Annotated in this window: 18 protein-coding genes; 14 read left to right on the forward strand and 4 right to left on the reverse strand. The window is 63.3% G+C overall.

Features of this window, described 5'->3' with window-relative positions; all coding sequences use genetic code 11:
• Nucleotides 1-82 precede the first annotated feature (82 nt).
• The 11 genes from GQ39_RS09140 to GQ39_RS09190 all read left to right on the forward strand — a co-directional run bounded on the left by GQ39_RS09140 (nucleotide 83) and on the right by GQ39_RS09190 (nucleotide 15,141).
• A complete protein-coding gene (locus GQ39_RS09140) occupies nucleotides 83-1,168 on the forward strand; it encodes an alkene reductase (RefSeq protein WP_047529050.1) in 1,086 nt (361 codons plus the stop codon).
• Nucleotides 1,165-3,018 (forward strand): long-chain-acyl-CoA synthetase, encoded by a 1,854-nt coding sequence (locus GQ39_RS09145; RefSeq protein ID WP_047529052.1) that lies wholly within the window; start codon nucleotides 1,165-1,167, stop codon nucleotides 3,016-3,018. The genes GQ39_RS09140 and GQ39_RS09145 overlap by 4 nt, the downstream gene beginning before the upstream one ends.
• Nucleotides 3,011-4,096, forward strand: a complete 1,086-nt coding sequence (locus GQ39_RS09150) for an MBL fold metallo-hydrolase (protein ID WP_047529054.1) — start codon at nucleotides 3,011-3,013, stop codon at nucleotides 4,094-4,096. The genes GQ39_RS09145 and GQ39_RS09150 overlap by 8 nt, the downstream gene beginning before the upstream one ends.
• Before the next feature lie 66 nt (nucleotides 4,097-4,162).
• On the forward strand, nucleotides 4,163-5,833 hold the full coding sequence (locus GQ39_RS09155) for a DUF1302 domain-containing protein (RefSeq protein ID WP_047529055.1): 1,671 nt from the start codon (nucleotides 4,163-4,165) through the stop codon (nucleotides 5,831-5,833).
• Between the two features lie 93 nt (nucleotides 5,834-5,926).
• Entirely contained in the window at nucleotides 5,927-7,138 is a 1,212-nt protein-coding gene (locus GQ39_RS09160) for a thiolase family protein (protein ID WP_047529057.1), read from the forward strand.
• A gap of 4 nt (nucleotides 7,139-7,142) precedes the next feature.
• Nucleotides 7,143-8,093, forward strand: a complete 951-nt coding sequence (locus tag GQ39_RS09165; RefSeq protein ID WP_047529059.1) for a bifunctional OB-fold nucleic acid binding domain-containing protein/MaoC family dehydratase — start codon at nucleotides 7,143-7,145, stop codon at nucleotides 8,091-8,093.
• Nucleotides 8,094-8,478: 385 nt separating this feature from the next.
• Complete coding sequence (locus tag GQ39_RS09170) at nucleotides 8,479-9,465, forward strand: WD40/YVTN/BNR-like repeat-containing protein (protein ID WP_047529061.1); 987 nt, start codon at nucleotides 8,479-8,481, stop codon at nucleotides 9,463-9,465.
• A gap of 14 nt (nucleotides 9,466-9,479) precedes the next feature.
• The gene (locus tag GQ39_RS09175) at nucleotides 9,480-11,903 is read left to right on the forward strand and encodes an efflux RND transporter permease subunit (protein ID WP_047529063.1); all 2,424 of its coding nucleotides are present in this window, start codon (nucleotides 9,480-9,482) and stop codon (nucleotides 11,901-11,903) included.
• Between the two features lie 183 nt (nucleotides 11,904-12,086).
• The gene (locus GQ39_RS09180) at nucleotides 12,087-13,322 is read left to right on the forward strand and encodes a helix-turn-helix transcriptional regulator (RefSeq protein ID WP_047529065.1); all 1,236 of its coding nucleotides are present in this window, start codon (nucleotides 12,087-12,089) and stop codon (nucleotides 13,320-13,322) included.
• Nucleotides 13,323-13,528: 206 nt separating this feature from the next.
• Entirely contained in the window at nucleotides 13,529-14,296 is a 768-nt protein-coding gene (locus tag GQ39_RS09185) for an SDR family oxidoreductase (protein ID WP_047529067.1), read from the forward strand.
• Between the two features lie 11 nt (nucleotides 14,297-14,307).
• Nucleotides 14,308-15,141 (forward strand): SDR family NAD(P)-dependent oxidoreductase, encoded by an 834-nt coding sequence (locus tag GQ39_RS09190; RefSeq protein WP_047529069.1) that lies wholly within the window; start codon nucleotides 14,308-14,310, stop codon nucleotides 15,139-15,141.
• Between the two features lie 85 nt (nucleotides 15,142-15,226).
• Here GQ39_RS09190 and dmpG read toward each other — a convergent pair whose 3' ends face one another.
• The 4 genes from dmpG to GQ39_RS09210 form a co-directional block, all read right to left on the reverse strand.
• Entirely contained in the window at nucleotides 15,227-16,255 is a 1,029-nt protein-coding gene (gene dmpG / locus GQ39_RS09195; RefSeq protein ID WP_047529071.1) for a 4-hydroxy-2-oxovalerate aldolase, read from the reverse strand.
• A gap of 10 nt (nucleotides 16,256-16,265) precedes the next feature.
• Nucleotides 16,266-17,192, reverse strand: a complete 927-nt coding sequence (locus GQ39_RS09200) for an acetaldehyde dehydrogenase (acetylating) (protein ID WP_047529073.1) — start codon at nucleotides 17,190-17,192, stop codon at nucleotides 16,266-16,268.
• Between the two features lie 31 nt (nucleotides 17,193-17,223).
• Nucleotides 17,224-18,015, reverse strand: a complete 792-nt coding sequence (locus GQ39_RS09205; protein WP_047529076.1) for a fumarylacetoacetate hydrolase family protein — start codon at nucleotides 18,013-18,015, stop codon at nucleotides 17,224-17,226.
• Between the two features lie 73 nt (nucleotides 18,016-18,088).
• Nucleotides 18,089-18,862: a glucose 1-dehydrogenase gene (locus GQ39_RS09210; protein WP_047529077.1), complete on the reverse strand. Its 774-nt coding sequence runs from the start codon at nucleotides 18,860-18,862 to the stop codon at nucleotides 18,089-18,091.
• A gap of 237 nt (nucleotides 18,863-19,099) precedes the next feature.
• On the opposite strand from GQ39_RS09210, the gene GQ39_RS09215 reads away from it, so the two are divergent.
• The 3 genes from GQ39_RS09215 to GQ39_RS09225 all read left to right on the forward strand — a co-directional run bounded on the left by GQ39_RS09215 (nucleotide 19,100) and on the right by GQ39_RS09225 (nucleotide 23,033).
• Complete coding sequence (locus GQ39_RS09215) at nucleotides 19,100-20,287, forward strand: acyl-CoA dehydrogenase family protein (protein ID WP_047529079.1); 1,188 nt, start codon at nucleotides 19,100-19,102, stop codon at nucleotides 20,285-20,287.
• Nucleotides 20,288-20,367: 80 nt separating this feature from the next.
• The gene (locus tag GQ39_RS09220; protein WP_047529081.1) at nucleotides 20,368-21,390 is read left to right on the forward strand and encodes a ferredoxin--NADP reductase; all 1,023 of its coding nucleotides are present in this window, start codon (nucleotides 20,368-20,370) and stop codon (nucleotides 21,388-21,390) included.
• A gap of 32 nt (nucleotides 21,391-21,422) precedes the next feature.
• Entirely contained in the window at nucleotides 21,423-23,033 is a 1,611-nt protein-coding gene (locus GQ39_RS09225; protein ID WP_047529084.1) for a FadD3 family acyl-CoA ligase, read from the forward strand.

The following is a 23,033-nucleotide window of genomic DNA, read 5'->3' on the forward strand; positions in this document are numbered from 1 at the left end:
TATTCGCTGGTTTGTCAGCGCTTGCCACCGCCGTGGCAAGCCCCTCGACAGCCAGAAAACAATAAGAAGCTGAGGTATTGAAATGAGCGTCTTGTTCGAGCCGGTAGTCCTGGGCGAGCTGCAACTGGCCAACCGCATTGTCATGGCCCCGATGACGCGTAGTCGCGCTCTTGCCGATGCGGTGCCCGGCAGCGCCATGGTCGATTATTACCGTCAGCGTGCCGGTGCCGGGTTGATCGTGGCCGAAGGCACTGCGCCTTCCGCCAGCGGCCTGGGCTACTGCCGCACCCCGGCCATCTACAGCAGCGAGCAGATCGCCGGATGGCGGCAGGTCACCGAGGCGGTGCATGCCGAGGGCGGGCGCATCGTCCTGCAACTGATGCACGTCGGTCGCGCCGCCAGCCACTACAACAAGCCAGCCGGGGCGGCCACGGTTGCACCTTCGGCGCTGCGCGCGCGCACCCAGGTGTTCAGTGATGTAGCGGGCCTGGTGGACACCGACACGCCAAAGGCACTGACCTTGCGGGGCATCCAAGAGGTCATCGATGACTATCGCCAGGCGGCGTTGAATGCGCGCCTGGCCGGCTTCGACGGTGTCGAGCTGCACTGCACCAGCGGTTACCTGCCCATGCAGTTCATGGCATCGGGCAGCAACCAGCGCGACGATGCCTATGGCGGTGATGTGGCAGGGCGGGTGCGTTTTGCCAGGGAAGTGATCGAGGCCATGGCCAGCGCGATCGGCGCCGGACGCGTCGGTTTTCGCCTGTGCCCCGGCAACCCCTACAACGACATCGACGACCGCGATCCGGCGGCCACGGCTGCAGCCCTGTGCGAAGCCCTGGCGGCACTGGACCTGGCTTACCTGCACATCATGCGCTCCCCCCTGGCCGACCTCGACGCCTTTGCCCTGGCGCGTCGGCACAGTCCTCACGCACTGATTCTCAACGATGGTTTCGACGGTCCTTCGGCCAGTGCCGCTCTCGCGTCGGGCGAGGGGGCTGCTGTGTCGTTCGGTCGTCATTTTATTGCCAACCCCGACCTGGTGGAGCGCCTCAAGCGTGGCCTGCCGCTGAGCGGTTTCGACCGCAAGACCCTCTATACGCCAGGCTCGGCTGGCTACTCGGATTACCCCGCCTATCAAGCGATCGCCCAGGAGATGGCGCAATGAACCTGAACGACTTGACCGGCGCCCTGCGGACCAAAGTGGTGCCACGGGAGCAGACCCAGGCGCTGCTGGATCAACGCTCGGCGGCCGCCGGCCAGATCAAGCCCGGTGACCTCTACACCTTGGCAGATCGCCTGGAACATCAGGCGCGCGAACTGGGCGAACGCCCGTTCCTGATCTACGGCGAACAGGTTCTGAGCTACCTCGAAGTCGATGCGCGGGCCAATCAGATGGCTCACACCTTTTATGCCAACGGCCTGCGGGCCGGCGATGTCTGCGCCCTGGCCATGGAAAACCGCCCGGCGTTCTTCTGTACCTGGTTCGGCCTGGTCAAGCTGGGCGTGGTAGTGGCCTTCATCAATACCCAGGTCAGTGGCCGTCCGCTGCTCCATGCGTTGCAGACCACTGACGCCAAGGCGTTGGTGGTCGGCGAAGAGTGCCTGGCCAACGTGCAGGCCACCGAAGGTTTCCCCGAGCTACCGTGCTGGCTGATCCGCGACCCGGAAAATCCCTGGACAGAAGCGCTGCCCAAAGGCATCGACGGACATTTCGATGCGCGCCTGGAAAAAGCGCCGCGTACACCGTTCCCCCGTGATATCCGCGCCCACATCGATGCGCAGACGCCAACCCTGCTGATCTTCACCTCGGGTACCACCGGTTTGCCCAAGGCGGCGCGCTACAGCCATATGCGCTGGATGTCCTCCGGCGATGTGATGGAAGTCACCTTGCAAGCCACTTGCGACGACGTTTTTTATTGCTGCTTGCCGCTGTACCACGGAGCCGCCGCCACCTCAGTGACCTCCACCGCGTTGCGGGCCGGGGCCGCCATCGTGGTGCGCCGCAAGTTCAGCGTGCGCGAATTCTGGAACGATGTGGCACTTCACCGGATCAGCATCTTCCAGTACATCGGCGAAATCTGCCGCTATCTGCTCAATCAACCGCAACAAGCCCACGACCGTCAGCACACCCTGCGCTGCATGCTCGGCGCGGGCCTGTCGCCGGACACCTGGCAGCGCTGGCTGGAACGCTTCGGGCCGATCCAGGTGTTTGAGGGCTGGGGGGCCACGGAGGCCAACGCTGCGATCATCAACGTCGACAATTACTTTGGCTCCTGCGGTCGCGTGCCGGACTGGAACAAGACCAACCTGCGGCTGGTCCGTTACGACGTCGAGAACGACTGCCACCCACGGGACGAAAACGGTTTCTATCAAGTCTGCAAAGTGGGTGAGATCGGCGAGGCGATGGGTTTTATCGTCGATCACCCGCAGATTGGCGGCGGGCGTTTCGAGGGCTATACCTCGGCCGAAGCCACCGAGAGCAAGATCCGCCGCAACGTGCTGCGCGAGGGCGACGCCTATTGGAGCTCCGGTGACTTGCTGCGCGAAGACGCCGACGGTTACTGCTATTTCGTCGACCGCATCGGTGACACCTACCGCTGGAAAAGCGAAAACGTTTCGACCCAGGAAGTCGCCGATGCACTGAGCGATCTGCCAGGGCTTGAACTGATCAACATCTACGGCGTCCAGGTCCCGGGGCATGAAGGACGCGCCGGTATGGCGGCGGTGCTGATGCAACCGGGCCATTCCTTCGATCCCGACGCGCTGTTTGCCCTGACCGAGGCGCGTCTGCCGCGTTATGCGGCCCCGGTATTCGTGCGGGTCGCCCGGGCGGCCGACCTGACCGCCAGCTTCAAGTTGCGCAAGGTCGATCTGCAGCGCCAGGGCTACTGTCCGACACGTTGCAGCGACCCACTGTTCATCCGCGACGAGCAAACCCGGTCCTATGTGCCGTATTCGCCGCAGGCGCTGACGCGAGCCGGCCTTGCACCGTTCGCGGTGGCCAGCCATGACTGAACTCGACGAGAACGGTCACGAACTGCGCAGCGGCCTTCGCTATCCGTGGCCACAGGCGCCCGACGCCGGCCAAGTGCTCGAAGTGGCGCCGGGGGTTTTCTGGCTGCGCATGCCGCTGCCGTTTCGCCTGGACCACATCAATCTCTACCTGCTGCGCCACACCGACGGCTGGATCGCGGTGGACACCGGCATGAACACCGAACAGAGCCGTGAGGTCTGGGACCGTGTGCTAACTGAGGTCTGTGCAGGCCAGCCTTTGCTGGCGGTGGTTTGCACCCACTTTCACTCCGACCACGCCGGTGTGGCGGCCTGGCTGTCGGAGCGCTTTCAGTGCCCGGTGTACATGACCGCCAGCGAGTTCCAGTCGTTGCATGTGCGGTTTCCCGCCGGACAACCAGTGGGCTGGGACTTTCTCGATTTTTATCGCAAGGCCGGCGTCACTGACGAGCAGAGCAGGGAAATGTTCGGGGTGATGAGCAATGCGCATTTCTTGCCCGCGCCCCTGAACCATTTCCGCCGTCTGCGCGAAGGCAGCGTCCTGGAAATCGGCGGTCGTACCTGGCAAGTGGTCGTCGGTCGTGGCCACTCGCCGGAGCACGCCTGTCTGTACGCCGCCGATGACGGCTTGCTGATCTCCGGCGATCAGGTACTGCCGCGCATCACCTCCACCGTTGGCGTGCATGCCACCGAACCCTTGGCCAACCCGCTGCGCGAATGGCTCGAGTCCATCGAGCAGTTGCGCGCCTTGCCCGACAGCGTGCTGGTACTGCCGGCCCACGAGCGGCCTTTCTTCAATTTGCATCGGCGCCTGGATCAACTGGAGGCGCATCACCGGGCGCATCTGGCGCTGCTGCTGGCCAACTGTGACGAGCCGCGCACGGCAGTCGAACTGATGGCCGTTTTATTCCCCAGGTTGTCCGGTCGTTTCGACGAACTGATGGCACTTGGTGAAACGTTGGCGCATGCCAACTACCTGCTGGCCGAAGGGTCGCTGGTGCGGGAAGAGGACCGGGGGCGATATCGCTACCGGCGCGCTGTAAGGGGAGCGTGCGCAACGACACCACTCAAGGTGTTCTGAGCGGGCGGCACGGCGGCAGTGTTGAACATTCCAGGCAGCTTTCGGCTGCCCTAGAGGAGAGAAAGTGTGATCAACAAAAACAACAATAACTCTACGGTCATGGTTTCGGGCGCATTCCAGCTCGGCAGCCTGGCGGCGGCGATTACGCTGGCGACCACGCCGGTATGGGCCGGAGAGACAATCGAGTTCGACAACGGGTTGACCATGGACTGGTCGGTGACTACCAGCTACGGCATCGGTGTACGCACTGGCGAGCAAAGCAATCGCTTGCTAAGCAACGTCAACGCTGACGACGCCAATCGCAACTTCGATCGTGGCAGCCTGACGACCAATCGTGTGGGCGCGCTCGGCGAAATGATTCTGCGCAAGGATAACTATGGCGCAGTGGTGCGCGGCAGTACCTTCTACGATGACGTCTACCACCGGGAAAACGATAACGATTCCCCCGGCACGGTCAACAAGACCGGGCGCAACGACGATTTCACCAGCGACACCCGCTATTACAGCGGAGGCCGGACCCGTTTGCTGGATGCCTATGTGTTCAGTGGCTGGCGCTTCGATAACAACACCATGCTCGACGTCAAGGCCGGGCGGCATATCGAGTCCTGGGGCGAAAGCCTGTATTACCCGGGCGTGAATGGCGTGCAGAACCCGTCCGACGCCGTCAAGGCTTCGCAGCCGGGGGTGGAAGTCAAGGAAATCTTGTTGCCGGTTGGCCAGTTCTCCGGCTCGTTCCGCCTCAATCCCAGCATCACCTTCGGTGCTTATGTGCAATATGAATGGAAAGGCACCGAGTTGCCGCCGGTGGGCAGCTATCTTTCGAGCAGCGACGTGGTCGGGCCGGGCCGCGAGTTCATTTATGCAAACGGCCAGAAGATCCCTTATCGCGGCACCGACGAACCGCGCGATGGCGGCCAGTGGGGTGTGCAAGTACGTTACCGTCCGGTGCCGGCCCTGGAACTGTCGCTGTTCCACGTCAACTATCACGACAAGAACCCGGCCACAGCCCAGGTCGGCTACGACCCGTTACCGGTCGGCGGCGGCAGGTACGCCCTGACGTCCAATGGTTACCGGATCAAGTACTTCGAGGACATCAAGCTGACCGGCATCAGCGCCTCGACCAAGCTTGGCGATACCCAGGTCGGTGCCGAATGGTCGTATCGTGACGGCGCGCCGGTGATGGTCAATACCGGACTTGGCGCGGTTCCGGCTCGGGGCAAGGGTCAGCAAATGCAATTGTCGGCGATGCGCATCCTGGGCGACCGCCCTTGGGCCAGCCAGACCACCCTGACTGGCGAAATCATTCGCGTGCAGGTCGACAGCGTTGAATCCGTTTCGGCGGCCCCCAACCTGCAAGGCCTGAACCTGCTGCCTTCCGTGGCCAATCTAGTGGCGCCTTCCGATGACTATACCTACAACACCAGCGCAGGCATGCGCACCAAGTCCTCCAGTGCCTACACCGTGGGCGCATCGTTCAGTTATCCGGGAGTTTTCCAAGGCTGGGATCTGGAAGTCCCCTTCAGCTTCTCCAACGTCTTCAGCGGATCGACGCCCATGGCCGGCAGTATCTCCGGTATCGAGGGAGACCGACGCCTGAGCGCCGGGACGACCTTCAAGTACTTGGGCAACCTGGAACTCGGTTTGAAGTACATCGCCTACCTGGGTGAAGCCGACCCGATCAAGCGTCCCTATGCTGACCGCGACTACGCCACGTTCTCGATGAAGTACACCTTCTGATCGACCGCTCAAGGGCCGGGGCGCTCACGCGTGCCCGGTCCTCTATACCAACTGGAAATCGCCGTGGCGAGTACGCTTCGGCAGGGAGGCACTATGGGGCTTAAAGGGCACGCGGCCATTGTTGGCACCGCGCAATACAAACCGGAAAAGTACGCGACCGCGCCCAAGATGTTTCACCTTGAGCAGGTCGCCGACCTGGCGGCCCAGGCCCTGCGGGATGCCGGACTCAAGGCATCGGACCTCGACGGGCTGGTGATCAACGGCCCGCATTTTCATGAAGCCTCGGTGTTCGTGCCAGCCATGGCTGCTGAATACCTGGGCTTGCGCCTGAACTTCGCGGAAGTGGTGGATCTGGGGGGCTGCACCTCGGTGGGCATGGTCTGGCGCGCCGCCGCCGCGATCGAGCTGGGCCTGTGCCAGGCCGTGCTGTGCGTCATCCCTGCACGCATGGCGCCGTTCGGCCCCGACGAGGACCCGGGCTGGATGGCCCGGTCGATGCGCTACGGCGGGCACAGCACGGCGTTTGGCGCACCTGAAGCCGAGTTCGACCTGCCATACGGGCACATGGGCCAGAACACCGGTTACGCGATGATCGCTCAGCGTTACGCCGCACAATACGATTACGACCAGCGAGCGATGGCCAAAATCGCGGTCGACCAGCGCACCAATGCCCTGGCCAACCCGCAGGCCATGTTCTATGGCCAGCCATTGACCATCGAACAGGTGCTGGCGAGCAAAATGGTCGCCGACCCGCTGCACGTGCTCGAAATCGTCATGCCGGTGGCCGGTGGCGCCGCATTGATTATCACCAGCAAGGAAGTGGCAGCACGGTGCCGCAAACGTCCGGCGTTTATCACCGGGTTTGGCGAACACCTGGCGTTCAAGTCGCCGTCCTATGCTCAGGACATGATCAATACGCCGATTGGCCCTGCATCCCAAAGGGCCTTTGCCATGGCCGGGATCAAACCCGCGGATGTCGACGCCGCGCAGATCTACGACTGCTACACCATCACCACCTTGCTGACCCTGGAAGATGCCGGTTTCTGTGCCAAGGGCGAGGGCATGGCATTCGTGCGTGAGCACGACCTGACCTGGCGCGGCGATTTCCCGATGAACACCCACGGCGGGCAACTCAGTTTCGGCCAGTCGGCTTCGGCTGGCGGCATGAGTCAGGTGATCGAAGCGGTCACGCAGATCGCGGGCACAGCCGGCGAACGCCAACTGGGGCGCTGTGACAACGTCTACGTCTCCGGTACCGGTGGCGTGATGAGCGAGCAGGGCGCATTGATTCTTCAGGGAGCATAAGCACATGTCCAACAACAAACCGATGCCGGTCGCGACGCAGATCTCCGCACCGTTCTGGGAGGGCCTGAAGGCTCGTCGCCTGTTGATCCAGCAATGCAACGCCTGCGAGCACTGGAACTTCTACCCGCGCCGGCATTGCACGGCCTGCCTGGAACATGACCTGGCCTGGCGCGAAGTCGATGGCACCGCGACGCTGTACAGCTATACCGTGACGCGCATCGCCACGCTGCCCGACTTCATGGACGAGATGCCGCAGAAACTGGCGGTGGTTGAACTGGCCCAGGGTGTGCGCATCAACACCAACCTGGTCGGCCTGGCGGAGGACGAAATCCGCATCGGCATGCCGTTGCAGCCGGTGTTCGCCGAAGTCGACGCCAAGGGCAACCGCCTGCTGCGCTTTACCGGCGTAGACAAGGATGCGGCGAGCCTTGAACCGCTGCCTGCGCAGGAAAGTGAACCGGCACCCGTGGCGTCAGGACAACCGGCTGCCCGACAAATCGACCTCAACGACGGGCCGGCCTTGCAGAGCCTTGTCAGCGAGCAGTTCAGCGACTGGAGCAACGTCGTGGTGGTCGACCAGGCGTTGATCGATGCGTTTGCCCAGTTGTCGGGAGACGACTACTGGATTCACACCGATCCCGAGCGGGCGCGCCTGCACAGCCCGTTTGGCGGCACCATCGCCCACGGCGCGCTGGTGCAAGTGTTGCAGTCGCGGATGAAAATGAAGCTGGATTTCGAAATCACCGGTTTCAGCACCCAGATCAACTACGGTTCCGACCGCTTGCGCTTCCCCGCGCCAGTGCCGGCCGGCTCGCGCATCCATGCGCGGGCACGGGTGAAAAAAGTTGAGATCTCCGCGCGCGGCACCCAGTTGACCCTGGAACTGAACACCCACGTGGTTGGCCAGGATCGGCCGTCGGTGATCAACGACCTGGTGATTCTCTACCTCGCCTGATCGTTGGTTTTGCAGGCGCGAGCCTGCTCGCGATGGTCGTCAACGATAACGCGGGCTGTCTGAATGCCCGTGTTGTCCTGGCGTTATTCGCGAGCAGGCTCGCGCCTGCAAGGGCGCGCGCGCACATCCGCGAACGCAGATCGGCTGTCAGGTCCCTTCGTCGGCACACCGTTCGGCGCAAGCCCGCTCCCTCCCTGGTCCGCTACGGCATTTGCGCCATTGCATAAGCCATTTGGACGATGTTTCAAACGAACCTACCCCCGACTATCCCCTCAGAGGCGAGACCCACGTGGCTTGCCTCGCATGCCCTGGCGCCTGACAAGAACAAGAGGATTGGCCCTATGACTTGCCCTATGCAAACGTGCCCCGAACAGGAGCGTTGCCCATGCGCTCAGTGATCGGTTACCTGGTCTGCCTGGTGGTCGCCCTGACCATTGGCTACACCTTTTCCCCCAAATCTGCGCCTCAGGCAGAGTTGTTGGCCACGCGCGCGGACCGTGTGCAGATCAACGGTCTGCTCAATCTTGGCTCGCGCGTGGTCGCCGTAGGTGAGCGAGGCAGCATCCTGCTCAGTGATGACCAGGGCGTCAGTTGGCAGCCTGCCAGCGTCGCGACCCAGCGCAACGCCACGTTGACTGCCGTGGTGGCACTGGACGACAAACGTTTGCTGGCCGTCGGGCATGACGGCTGGATCCTGCGTTCCATGGACGCCGGAAGCCACTGGCAGGAAGCACGCTACGACGCCGATCTGGGCGAACCGCTGCTGGGCCTCTGGACCGCTGGCGGCGACAAGGTCATGGCCTTCGGCAGTTTCGGCAAGTTCTATCAATCGACCGATGCCGGGCAGACCTGGGCGCCCCACGCCCTGGATATCGACAACGCGCACCTCAACAGCATGGCCGGCGGCAGCGATGGTCGCCGCATGCTGGTGGGCGAGCAGGGCCTGGTACTGCGCACGACCGATGCCGGCCAGCACTGGCAAACCGTGCCGGCGTTCTACAGCGGATCGCTGTTCGGCATCGTGCGCTTGAGCGCGGACACCTGGGTGACCTATGGCATGCGCGGGCATGTCTTCGTCAGCCATGACTTTGGCGACAACTGGACCCGGATCAACCTCGGCAACCAACTGCCGCTGTACGGCCATGTGGTGCTGCCCGACCACTCAGGGTTAGTCATCGTCGGTGCCGGCAGCTCGGTAGTACACCTGAATGCACAGGGCGCGTTGCTCGGTGTCAGCCGTCTGGCAGGGTTGGGCACGCTGACCTCGGCGACGATGGTCGGCTCACGCCTGCTGGTCGGCGGCGAGCGCGGTGTACTGCAAGGTTCAGGTGGCAGCGTCGCTGCTTTAGAGGCCACACAGGCCACCCAGTAAATGAGAGGCGGGCAATGAATCAAGGTAAACACTGGGTGACGCGATGCGTCGAAACGGCCGCCGACCACTTGATGGCCTGGCGCAAGGGACTGCTGGTGTTGTTTGTACTGGTCACCCTGGGCCTGGGCTACAGCGCCACCCACACACAGCTGGATCCGGGGTTCAACAAACAGATCCCGGTCACCCATGCATACATGGTCAATTTTCTAAAGTTCAGCCGCTACTTCACCGGCGCCAACCGCCTGCTGGTCAGCGTGCACTGGAAGGGCGAGGGCGATATCTACAACACCGAGTACCTGGAGACCCTGCGCAAAGTCACTGACGATGTGTTTTTCATCTCCGGGGTCAGCCGTCCCAGCGTGACGTCGCTGTTTACCGCCAACGTGCGCTACATCGAAATTACCGAAGAAGGGTTCTTCGGCGATGTGGTGGTGCCGCCGCGCTTCAGCGGCACTGCCGAAGACCTGGCGCAAGTGCGCAGCAACACCGCGGCCTCCGGCCAGGTGGGCCGCCTGGTGGCCAATGACCTGAAGTCGGCGATGGTCCGCGCCGACCTGCAGGACACCGATCCCATGACCGGCAAGCCGGTGTCCTATGTCGAGATCGCCAAGCGCCTGGAAGAGATCCGCGCCAAGTACAACAGCCCGGATATCGAGATCAATATCGTCGGCTTCGCCAAACTGGTGGGCGATGTGGTCGAAGGCTTGAATACGGTGATCGGCTTTTTTGTCGTGGCGTTCGTGATCACGGGTTTGCTGTTGTGGCTGTATTCGCGCTCCCTGCGCCTGACGGTGGTGGCGCTCGTGGTGGCGTTGCTGCCGGTGGTCTGGCTGCTGGGCCTGTTGCCGCTGCTGGGGTTAGGCATCGATCCGATGTCGATCCTGGTGCCGTTCCTGATTTTTTCCATCGGCGTGTCCCATGCGGTGCAGATGACCAACGCCTGGAAGCAGGACGTGCTGGCCGGGAGCAGCTCACTGGGCGCGGCGCGCACGGCATTCTGCAAGATTTTCATCCCCGGTTCCCTGGCCTTGCTGATGAATGCCCTGGGGTTCGCGGTGATCATGCTGATCGACATTCCGATCGTCCACGAACTGGGCGTAACCGCCTGCATCGGCGTGATCCTGATGATCGTCACCAACAAACTCATGCTGCCGATCATCATTTCCTGGTTGCACCTGGAACCCGCGCTGTTGCGCCGGGCGCAATCGAGGCCGGAAGGCAAGCATCGCCTGTGGTGGCGCCTGTCGGCACTCGCTGAACCGGGGCCTGCGCTGGGGGTGTTTGCCATCAGTCTGTTGCTGTTGGCGGCCGGGGCCTGGAAGGCTCGCGACCTGGCGGTGGGCGATGTCGGCGCGGGGGCGCCAGAGCTGCGTGCCGATTCGCGCTACAACCTGGACAACGGCAAGATCATCAACAGCTACGCGATCGGCCTCGATGTGATGTCGGTGTTCGTCCAGGTCAAGGGCGTCGAGGAAGGCTGCCTTTCCCCGGCGGTGATGCGCGCGGTGGAGGCCTTCGATTTCCGCATGCGCACAGTCCCCGGTGTGCAGTCGATCCAGAGCGTGGCGGACATGGGCAAGCGGGTGATTGCCGGCAATAACGAAGGCAATCCGCGCTGGGCAGCGATCCCCGGTTCATCCCGGGGCCTCAGTCAGGGCGCGAGGGCCTATATGCCGGACGACGGCCTGGTGACCGACGGCTGCCAGCAGATGCAGATCCTGGTGTTCCTCACCGACCACGAAGGCAGCACGGTGAGCCATGCGATCAATGAGGCGAAGCGGATCATTGCCGAGGTCAACTCGCCGCAGGTCGAATTCCTCCTGGCCGGTGGCAATGTCGGCGTGATGGCGGCCTCCAACGAAGCCGTCAAGCGCGCTGAAGTCATCATGCTGGGGGCGCTGTTCGGTTCAGTGGCGCTGTTTTGCTGGCTGACATTCCTGTCGATCCGCGCGGTGCTGTGCATTCTGGTACCGCTGGCGATCGTGGCGATCCTGTGCAACGCGCTGATGACCCTGCTCGGGATCGGTCTGAAAGTCGCCACCTTGCCGGTGATGGCCCTGGGCGTCGGGGTAGGGGTCGACTACGGTATCTACCTGTATGAGCGCATTCAGCACGAAATGCTGGGCGGCGCCAGCCTGCGCGAAGCGTTCTACGAAGCCATGTGCCAACGAGGCACGGCGGCGGTATTCACGGCCGTGACCATGTCCATTGGCGTGTGCACCTGGGCATTCGCGCCGCTGAAGTTCCAGGCCGACATGGGCGTACTGCTGTCCTTCATGTTCCTGGTCAACGTGTTGGGGGCGATTTTCCTCCTGCCGGCACTGGCGGCCTGGTTCAACCGCGGGCGACCGCTGGTCTCCGAACGCATGCGCCCGCCGCCGGCCGCACAGGGTCAGTTCCGGCTGAAAGACAGCCCGGCTGCGCGTGATCCCCAATAGAAAAAATAAACCTGCCGGGCCTCTTGTGGACGGCGTTGACGATAGGGAGACTGGCGTGCGGGTCTTGTTGCGGGGCCCGCGAGCGAGTTGCAGTCCAGAGGGGGAGCCCTGAGTTCCCCCCCAGCCGAAATTATAAAAATAACAAGGGAAGGGCACCGTCCTTACCCGTGCGAGGAGAAGACTATGCAAGATGTTGTCTTGACCCATGAAGCCCTGGCGAGTCTTGGCCTGGACCTCACACGTTTCAACCAGTTGGTGGGCGAAGTCTACGACGGCGCCCTCGATCCGAAACTGATGGCCAACGCCCTCAAGAGCCTGCTCAATGTCTACGATGCCAATTACGTCACCCTCATCTTGCGGGTGCCAGAGCAACCTGACATGGGCCTGATGATCATCGCCGGCGATATCGAAGGTGCCGGTGACGTCAACTACATGACTTACCCGCAGACCAACACGCCGTTCGTCAACCAGCCGCTGGATCGCGTGTTCGCCGTCGATGACATCATGAGTCCCACGGAGTGGGAGCACACGGCCTACTTCAAGACATTCTGCGGTCCCAACGACGTTTATCATGTGATGGGTGCCGACATTTCCACCCCGGACGGCGGCAAGGTGCGTTTTCGCATCACCCGGCCCAAGCGCTCTCCCAACTTTTCCGCACAGGAGCGGACACTGTGCGCGATGTTTCTGCCGCACCTGCGCCGGGCCTTGCAGTTGCACAATCTTCTGGACCGCAGCGAGTCACTGAGCGAACTGTACTCCCAGGCCATCAGCCGTTTGTCGGTGGCCACCCTGGTGCTCGACGAGAGCGGCAGTGTGTTGCAGGTCAACGCAGTGGCCCAGGAAATCCTCGCGCGTTCGGACGGCCTGAAAATGGTGGGCGGGCGCCTGGAGGCGACTTATCCCAGCGACAACCGCGAGCTGCAACGCTTGATTCGGGGTGCTTTCGCTCCGGATGCACCGAAGGGTGCCGAAGCCATGTCGGTGACCCGGCCTTCGGGGCTGGTCAATCTGGGGGTAGTGGTGGAGTCGATTCCGTCCCTGGACTGGGCCGAGGAAAAGGGCCAGCCGGCGGCGCTGGTGTACATCCGCGACGCGGCGAGCAAATCCCTTGCCAGCGAGGCGGTGACCAAGCAGCTGTTCAACCTGACCAAGGCAGAGACGGCGTTGGCCATGGAGCTGACCAACGGCCTGTCCCTGGAAGAAGCCGCCGAAGCCCTGAACATCCGACGCAACACCGCCCGGGCGCATTTGCGCTCCATCTTCTCCAAGACTGGCGTACGCCGCCAGACCGAGCTGGTGCGCATCCTGCTTAACAGCGTGGTGGCCCTGGGCAAACCCAAGCTGGCGTTGAAGGCTGTCGAGAAAATCAAGGTGCCGCCGCTGAAACTGGCTGAGCCTGTCTATCGCCAGGCTTAAAGGGCCCACCACAGCAGACGAGGACACAACGGGCTTTCAGACAGCCCGCGTCAAGGGTTCTCACCTTCGCGAGCGGTTCGCTCCGGCAGGTGGGGACCGCCAACGCGCTGCAACAGGTTCACCTCCGCCCCGTTTTAGTCCGCATAGACGATGCCGTCCGGCGATGGCCCTGTCGATACTGGGTGGACCTATCACGGAGAACCACCATGCCTATTACAGCCATCACCGGTAGTGCCTCGGGAATCGGGGCCGCCGTCAGCGCAGCCATGCGCGCGGCCGGCCACCAGGTCATCGGGATCGATCGCAGCGACGCTGAAGTGATCGCCAACCTGTCCACCGCCCAGGGACGCAACGCCGCCGTCGCGCAAGTGCTTGAACAGAGTGGCGGGGTGCTCGACGGGCTGATCTGTTGCGCCGGGGTCGGTGTCACGGCGCCGTCCTGCTCGGTGATCCTGGCGGTCAACTACTTTGGGGTCAGTCAATTGCTGGATGGCTTGCAAGGTGCGCTGGCCAGGAGTCGGCAGCCGGCGGCGCTGGTGATCGGCTCGGTCGCGTCGACTCATACGAATCCTGAGAGCCAACCGATGATCGAAATGATGCTGGCCGGTGACGAGGCTCATTCGCTGCAGTTGGCCGATACCCTTGACCAGCCTCACCTCGCTTATGCCGCGTCCAAATACGCCATCAGTCACTACGCCCGCCGCCTGGCGGTCAGCTGGGGCAAGCAGGGCATGCGGTTGAACGTGGTAGCGCCCGGTGCGGTGGAGACGCCCTTGCACCAGGCCTCGCTGGATGATAAACGATTCGGCAAGTCGGTCCGCGAGTTCGTCGCCCCCCTGGGTCGCGCCGGCCGGCCTGACGAGATCGCCTCAGTGGTGGCTTTCCTGCAATCGCCGCAAGCCTCGTTCGTCCATGGCAGCGTGGTGTTCGTCGACGGCGGCATGGACGCCATGGTCCGCGCCTCGCGCTTCTAAAAGGAATACCCATGAACAAAGTGGCATTCATTACCGGCGCCAGCCGGGGTATTGGCCGCGAGGCGGCACTGGCGTTCGCCCGTGCCGGTTTCGACCTGGCGATCAGCGCCCGTACCCTCAACGAAGGCGAACACCATGAACACGCCCTGCGCGATGCCGACGGGGCGCCGCTGGCCGGCAGCCTCAACGGCACTGCCCAGGCGTTGCGCGAACTCGGATGCCGGGTTCTCGTGGTGCCGATGGACCTGCTCGACAGCGCTTCGGCGCTCGATGCCTGCGAGGCGGTACTGGCCGAGTACGGGCGCATCGACGTGCTGATCAACAACGCGATCTACCAGGGCAGTGACCTCAATGCCGGGTTCATGGACCTGCAGGCGCAAACCCTGGAGCGGATGTTCAAGGGCTACATCCTGACGCCGTTCCTGCTGACCCGGGCGGTGGCCGAACACATGGTGGCGCGCGGCGGCGGAGTGGTGATCAACGTCACCTCGGGCGCCGGCGAAAGCGACCCACCGGTGGCGGCGGGCAAGGGGGGCTGGGGTTATGCCTACGGTGCTGGCAAGGCGGCGGTGTCGCGGTTGTCCGGTGTGCTGGCCACGGAGTTGGGTGATCTTGGCGTCCGCGCCTACACCCTCAATCCAGGAGTAGTGACCACTGAAGCGCTCAAGGCCACCATCGGCGACAAGGGATTGATCGCGCTGCGCTCGGGCAGCGCGCCACCCCATGTCCCGGCGGCGGTCATGCTATGGCTGGCGACGTCCGAACAGGCACCGCGGTTTCAACGCCGTACGATTGCCGCGCAGCCGTTTGCGTTGGAGCATGGCATCGTCGCCGATTGGCGTTGATCTGTTGATCTGTTGGTTCGCGGGCAAGCCTCGCGCCTGCGGTCGTTGATCGTTCCCACGGTTGTGCGAACGATCACCGTCGGTTTCAGGCCTGCTTACGTTGACGCGCCAGGGTCATGGCCGTGTCTTCGATCATGTCTTCCTGGCCGCCGACCATTCCGCGGCGCCCCATCTCGACGAGGATTTCCCGCGCGGAAACGCCGTACTTCTTCTCGGCGCGCTTGGCGAACAGCAGGAACGAACCGTAGACCCCGGCGTAACCCATGGTCAGCGCGTCGCGGTCGCTGCGGATCGGGAAGTCCATGATCGGCACGACCAGATCTTCGGCGACGTCCTGAATACCAAACACACTGACCCCGGTGTCGATGCCCATGCGGTCGCACACCGCTACCAGCACTTCCATCGGCGTGTTGCCGGCCCCGGCACCGAGGCCTGCGCAGGCGGCGTCGATACGGTTGGCACCAGCCGCAATCGCGGCGATGGAGTTGGACACGCCCATCGACAAGTTGTGGTGGCCATGAAAACCGATCTCGGTTTCAGGCTTCAAGGCGGCGCGCATTGCCGCCACGCGGGCGCTGACGTCGTGGGGCAGCAGGTAACCGGCCGAGTCGGTCAGGTAGATGCAGTTGGCGCCGTAGCTTTCCATCAGCAAGCCTTGCTTGACCAGGCCTTCGGGGCTGTTCATGTGGGCCATCATCAAGAAGCCGACGGTATCCATGCCCAGCCCCCGGGCGTGGGAAATATGCTGCTCGCTGACATCGGCTTCGGTGCAATGGGTGGCCACGCGAATGGTGTTGACCCCCAGCTCATGGGCCATGGTCAGGTGATCGACGGTGCCGATACCTGGCAACAGCAGCGCCGAGACCTTGGCATTTTTCATCAGCGGAATCACTGCCGACAAATATTCTTCATCGGTGTGGGCCGGGAAACCGTAGTTCACCGAGCTGCCGCCCAGGCCGTCGCCATGGGTCACTTCGATCAGCGGCACGCCGGCCGCATCGAGGCCGCAGGCAATGTCCTTCATCTGTTGCAGACTGATCTGATGACGCTTGGGGTGCATGCCGTCGCGCAGGCACATGTCGTGAACGGTAATGCTTTTGCCGCGAAGATCCATGGTCGACTCCTTATGCGTGGGCGGGTTGGGCGGTGGCTTGCAGTACCAGCTCGCCCTTGAGGATTTCCTCGGCGAACATCTCGGCGGTGCGCGCCGCCGCAGCGGTCATGATGTCCAGGTTGCCGGCGTACTTGGGCAGGTAGTCGCCCAGGCCTTCGACTTCCATGAAGATCGACACGCGATTGCCGTCGAACACCGGGCCGTTGACCAGCTTGTAGCCGGGCACGTAGCGCTGCACCTGTTTGATCATCGCCTCGATGGCGGCGGTGATGGCCGGCTGGTCGGGTTCGCTGGCGGTCAGGCAATGCACGGTGTCGCGCATGATCAGTGGCGGCTCGGCAGGGTTGATGATGATGATCGCCTTGCCTTTCTTTGCGCCGCCGACCTTTTCCACCGCGCTGGCGGTGGTGCGGGTGAACTCATCGATGTTTTTCCGGGTGCCGGGGCCGACCGATTTGGAAGCGGCAGTGGCGATGATTTCCGCGTAGTCGACCGGCTGCACGCTGGACACTGCCGCCACCAGCGGAATGGTGGCCTGGCCACCACAGGTGACCATGTTGACGTTCATCACACCCCGCCCCAATTGGGCCTTGAGGTTGACGGGTGGCACGCAATAGGGGCCGATGGCCGCCGGGGTCAGGTCGATCATCAACACGCCCAGGGCATTGAGCTTGCGCGAGTTCTGCGCGTGCACATAGGCCGAGGTGGCGTCGAAGGCGATCTGGATCTGGTCTTCAATGACGTGTGGCAACAGGCCGTCAACGCCATCGGCGGTGGTTTTCAGGCCCAGCTCGCGAGCCCGCGCCAAACCTTCGGAAGTGGCGTCGATGCCGACCATCCATACCGGTTCCAGCACTTCGCTGCGCATCAGCTTGTACAGCAGGTCGGTGCCGATATTGCCCGGCCCGATCAGCGCGCATTTGATCTTTTTGCTCATGGTTTTTGGCTCCAGTGGAGGGAAGGGTGGTTCAAGGGACAAAGCGCAGGCTGGCTTCGCCCAACCCGCTCATGGTCAGGCTGATATGGTCTCCGGCGACCACAGGCACCAGCGGCGCGAGGGCGCCCGAGAGAATGATTTCGCCGCGACGAAAGGGGATGCCCAGCTCGCCCAGGGTATTGGCCAGCCAGGCCACTGCCGCGCAAGGGTGACCTTGCACCGCCGAACCCAGGCCCGAGCCCGCCGGCTGACCGTTCTTGAGCAGCTGCATGTGTACGGCGGCCAGGTCCAGCTCTCGCGGGTCGATGCGCTGTGTCCCGAGGGCGAATACGCCGCACGAGGCGTTATCGGCCACGGTGTCCTGGATGCGGATCTGCCAGTCGTCAATTCGCGAATCGACGATCTCGAAGCAGGGCGCCACCGATTGGGTGGCGGCCAGCACGTCCTCGGCGCTGATCCCCGGGCCCTGCAAGTCTTCACCGAGGATAAAGGCGATTTCGCCTTCGGCACGGGGCTGGATCAGGTGGTAGCGAGCCAGGCTGACATCGCTGGCGACCTCGACTTGCATGGCATTGGTCAGGAAGCCGAAGTCCGGTTGGTGGACATCGAGCATCTCCTGCACGGCACGGCTGGTGACCCCGATTTTCTTGCCGATCACCCGTTCGCCGAGGGCTTCGCGGCGTTTCAGGAACTGCAGGGAAATCCGATAGGCCTGCTCCAGGGTGATCTCTGGATAGCGACGGGTCAGGGGCGCGAGTGTTTGGCGATTGCGCAAGGCGTTGAACAGCTCATCACCGAGCGCGGTGATCAAATGGGCATCCATGGTGAGGGCTCCAGATGGCAGGAAGAAAAAAGCCTGCCCCGACAGCAACCGGTACAGGCGTAAAGGTGTGGGTTCAGCCGGGCCAGACCGACGAGTCGGCACCGCCATCGACATCGATGATCTTGCCGGTCACCCAGGCCGAAGCAGGGCTGGCCAGATAGAGTGCGGCGGCGGCGATGTCTTGCGGGGTTCCGAGGCATTTGAGCGGGGTGTTGGTTTCCATGACCTGGCGCATGGCCGTCGGCATTACGCCGTTGAGTGCTTCGGTCAGGGTGGGGCCCGGGGCGACAGCGTTGACCCGGATCTGCGGAGCAAAGTCCTGGGCCAGCAGACGGGTCAGGTGGCTCAGGGCCGCCTTGGCCGTGCCGTAGGCGCTGAAATGGCGCTGGGCGTAACGCGCCGCCACCGAGCTGATATTGATGATGTTGCCGCCACCGGCCTCGCGCATCAGCGGCACGCACAACTGGCAGAAGGCGTAGGTGGTGGCGACGTTGAAATTCAGCACCTGGGCAAAGTCTTCGGGCGTCATTTCCAGCGGATCATTCGGCCCGCCGCCGCCAACGTTGTTGACCAGATGGGTGATTCGGCCCATGTGCTCGACGCTCTGGCGAACCAGTATCCGGCGCTGCTCGGCATCGTTGACGTCGCAGGCGACGGCCAGGGCGCGTCGACCCAAGCTGCGCACCTCCTCGGCCACCGCCTGCACCTCGTCCAGCGAGCGTGCCGAGCACACCACATCGGCGCCCGCTTCGGCATACGCCAGGGCAATCGCTCGACCAATGCCACGGCCGCTGCCGGTGACGATGGCGACGCTGCCGTCCAGGTGGAAACGCTGCAAAATACTCATGGGCCCTTGCTCCGTGGGGTCGGCTATAGATGCATTCACTATCGCTGTGGTGGCCGGGCAAGGCATCGTCTCAACGGACTAGCGCCGCAGCGACCGCGTCATCGCTCTTCGCCTGTATCAGCGGGGTTCCACCGGCTCGCACGCCCTAGTCCGCTTTGACGATGAATGATTGCTCGCTCAACCCGATGATCCATCACAGTTCGCGCAGTGGCGCAGTGAGATCGGGAGAATTGAGTGATGCACAGCATGCGAGAAAAGACCCAGGACGAACGTGATCTGCTTGAACGTGCACGCAGCCTTGTGCCGGCACTCAAGGCACGTACGGCGCAGGCCGAAAAGGACTTGAAGGTGCCTGAAGAAAGCGTTGCGCAATTGCAGGCCGCTGGTCTGCTGCGAGCCTTGCAGCCACGGGTATTCGGTGGTTATGAAGTGGACCCGCGCACCTTCTTCGAAATCCAGACCATCCTGGCCGAGGGTTGCATGTCCACGGCCTGGATCTACGGCGTGATGGGGGTGCACCCCTGGCAGCTGGCGCGTTATCCGATCGAGGCACAACGCGAAGTCTGGGCCGACGACCACAGCACGTTGATCTGCTCGACTTATATGCCGGCGGCCAAAGTCACGGTGGTGGAGGGCGGTTACCGCATCAGCGGGCGCTGGAGTTTCTCCAGCGGCAGCGAACACTGCCAATGGATACTCCTCGGCGGTATCCTGCCGCCCGATGGCGACTTTGCCGCCGAGCACGGCACCTTCCTGCTGCCCCGTCGCGATTACCAGATCGAGCGCAACTGGGACGTGCTGGGCCTGCGCGGCACCGGTAGCCACGACATCGTGGTCGAGGATGCGTTCGTCCCGGCCCATCGTGTGCAACGCACTAACAACTGGACCCTCGAAGCGACCCCGGGACGCCTGGTCAATACCAATCCGATTTATGCGATTCCCTTCGCCCAAGTGTTCTCCCGTGCGGTGTCGACATCGGCCATCGGCGCCCTGCAAGGTGCGATCAACGAGTTCCGCGAAAACGCCGCCAAACACATCGGCAAGCACGGCGCCCGCACCGCTGACGATCCGGTGGCGCAAACGGCGGTGGCCGAAGCCATGATCACCGTCGACAGTCTGCGCCTGGTGCTGGAGCGCAACTACGAGCACCTGATGACGCTGGCCCGGGCCGGCGAGTACCCGGACACCGAGACCCGCCTGCTGTACCGCTACCAGTCGGCCTACGTGACCAACATCTGCGCCGATCGGGTCAACGACCTGCTGCGCAGCATGGCTGCCTCGGGGTTGTACAACACCAACCCGGTTGCGCGGCTGTTCCGCGACCTGCACCAGGCGCGCGGGCACATTGCGAACAACTACATGGCTTACGGGCGCAGCTATGGCGCCGTGATGTTGGGCTTGCCCAATCCGGACCCTTACGTCTGAGGCCTCGCAGCCCGTTTCGACACCCCTGGGTTTTGCACCTGTCCGCGGCATGCGGGCAGGTGGTCATGAGTACCTGACCTATGAACAATTACTTTGCCCTGCGCGTGGCACGCGTGATCGAGGAAACCGCCGATGCGCGCTCCCTGGTCTTCGACGTGCCTGAGCATCTGGCTGAACGCTTTCGTTATCAACCCGGCCAGTTCCTGACACTGCGTGTTCCTTTCGAGGACGGTTGGCTGCCTCGGTGTTACTCCTTGTCCAGCACGCCGTTGCTCGATGAGCCGTTGCGGGTGACGGTCAAGCGTGTGTATCAGGGACGCGCTTCCAACTGGCTGTGCGACGAGCTGCAGGCTGGCGAGGCGCTGGAGGTGCTGCCACCGGCCGGTGTGTTCGTGCCACGCAACCTGGACAGCGACTTATTGCTGTTCGGCGGCGGCAGCGGTGTGACGCCGGTGCTGTCAATCCTGCGTTCGGCGTTGCTCGCGGGAACCGGTCGCATCCTGTTGATCTACGCCAACCGTGATGAAGACTCGGTGATTTTCAAGGATGAGCTCAAGGCCCTGGCCAGCGCCCATCCGCAACGCTTGCAAATCGTCCATTGGCTCGACTCGGTCCAGGGCGTGCCGAGTGTCGGACAACTGTGCGAACTGGCGCGGCCGTTTGTCGATGCCCACGCGTTCATTTGCGGACCAGCGCCGTTCATGGACGCAGTCGTCAGCGCCCTCGGTGACTTGGGCATGCCGGATGGCCGAGTGCATGTCGAGCGCTTCGTGTCGCTGCCCGGCGAAGGCGAACAGCCGCCGGTAAGCAGCAGCGAAGCCGCCGTGGCCGCACGGTTGGCGGTGCGTCTGGACGGCCAGGATTATCAACTGGGCTGCGACAGTGGCGAAACGGTCCTGGCCGCCATGGAGCGTGCCGGCCTCAATCCACCCGCCGCCTGCCGTGTCGGTGGCTGCGCCTCATGCATGTGCAAGCTGGAAAGCGGCGATGTCGAGCTGCTGCACAACGATGCGCTGGACGCGAGCGATCTGGCCGAAGGATGGATCCTGGCCTGCCAGGCTGTGCCGACCACCGCGCAACTGCATATCCGTTTTCCCGAATGACGTCCCTGAATGATGCCAAGCCAGAGCCTACGATGAATCAGAGCCTGAACCTTGCGCCTTTGAGCGCAGCCCCTGTCACCCTGGCCCGGTTGCTCTTCAGCAGTGCCGAACGCTTCGCCGGTCGCACAGCCATCGAGGAAAACGGCCAATGTATCGACTATGCCCGCTTGCCCGAACGTGTCCTGGAATTCACCAGGGGCTTGATGGCACTGGGCATCCAGGCGGGTGACCGGGTTGGTGTCTGGGCGCCCAACAGCGCTGACTGGATCCTCGCAGCGCTTGGCATCCAGTGCGCCGGTGCAGTGCTGGTGCCGATCAACACGCGCATGAAGGGCCCGGAGGCCGCCGATGTGCTGGAGCGCAGCGGTTGCCGGGTGTTGTTCGTCCAGCAACGTTTTCTCGATGTCGACTACCCGGCGCTGCTGGCACCGCATCGGCCGGCCAGCCTGGAACACCTGATCATTGTCGAGGGTGAAACGCCTGCCCGGTCTTCGGACCTCACCCTTGCGCAGTTCTTGCTGGGCGCGGCGACCATCGATGCCGACAGTGCCAGGCGCCGTGCGCTGGCAGTCGGCCCCGAGGCCATGTGCGATCTGTTGTTCACCTCCGGCACCACCGGCAAGCCCAAAGGTGTGATGAGCGGCCACGGCCAGAACCTGCGGGCCTTCACCGAATACGTCAAGATCATTGGCCTGGTGCCGGGCGATCGTTACCTGATCGTCAATCCGTTCTTCCATGCCTTTGGCTACAAGGCCGGATGGCTGACCTGCCTGATCGGCGGCGCGACCATCCTGCCCCACGCGGTGTTTGACGCAGAAGCGGTGTTCGAGCGCATCGCCCGCGAGCGCATCAGCGTACTGCCCGGTGCGCCGACCCTGTACCTGTCGCTGCTGGCCCATCCCCGACTCAAGCAAACCGATCTGTCGAGCCTGCGCATCGCCGTGACCGGCTCGGCCAGCATTCCGCCAAGCCTGATCGAGCGCATGCGCAACGAGTTGGGATTTGCCGTGGTCACCACCGCCTACGGACTCACCGAGTGCGGAGGGCTGGCGACCATCTGCGATCCCCGGGACTCGGCGCAGGTGATCGCCGGCACCAGCGGACGGCCGATTGCCGGCACCGAAGTGAGCATCCGCGATCCGCATAACCTGGCGCTGGAACCAGGGCAGACCGGAGAGATTTGCCTGCGCGGCTTCCACGTCATGCAGGGCTACTTCCAGAACCCCGAAGCGACCCGCGAAGCCATCGACGCCGAAGGCTGGCTGCACACCGGCGATGTCGGGCGCCTGGACGAGGCGGGCAACCTGATCATCACCGATCGCTTGAAGGACATGTTCATTGTTGGCGGTTTCAACTGCTACCCGGCGGAAATCGAAGCGGCGCTGATCAAACACCCGGCGATTGCCCAGGTGGCGGTGATCGGTATCGCCGACGAACGCATGGGCGAGGTCGGCTGTGCTTGCGTGGTGCTGCGCGAAGGTCAAGTGCTCGATGAGGCTCAACTGATCGCCTGGAGCCGCGAGCAAATGGCCAATTACAAGGTGCCGCGCCAAGTGCGCTTCTTCGACGCCTTGCCATTGAACCCCTCGAGCAAGGTGGCGAAAAACGAACTGCGCGCGCTGGTGGGCAGCACCCCGGCGTAA

Origin of the sequence: Pseudomonas sp. 11/12A (genome assembly GCF_000800055.1) — a bacterium.
In the GTDB taxonomy this organism is placed as follows: domain Bacteria; phylum Pseudomonadota; class Gammaproteobacteria; order Pseudomonadales; family Pseudomonadaceae; genus Aquipseudomonas; species Aquipseudomonas mohnii.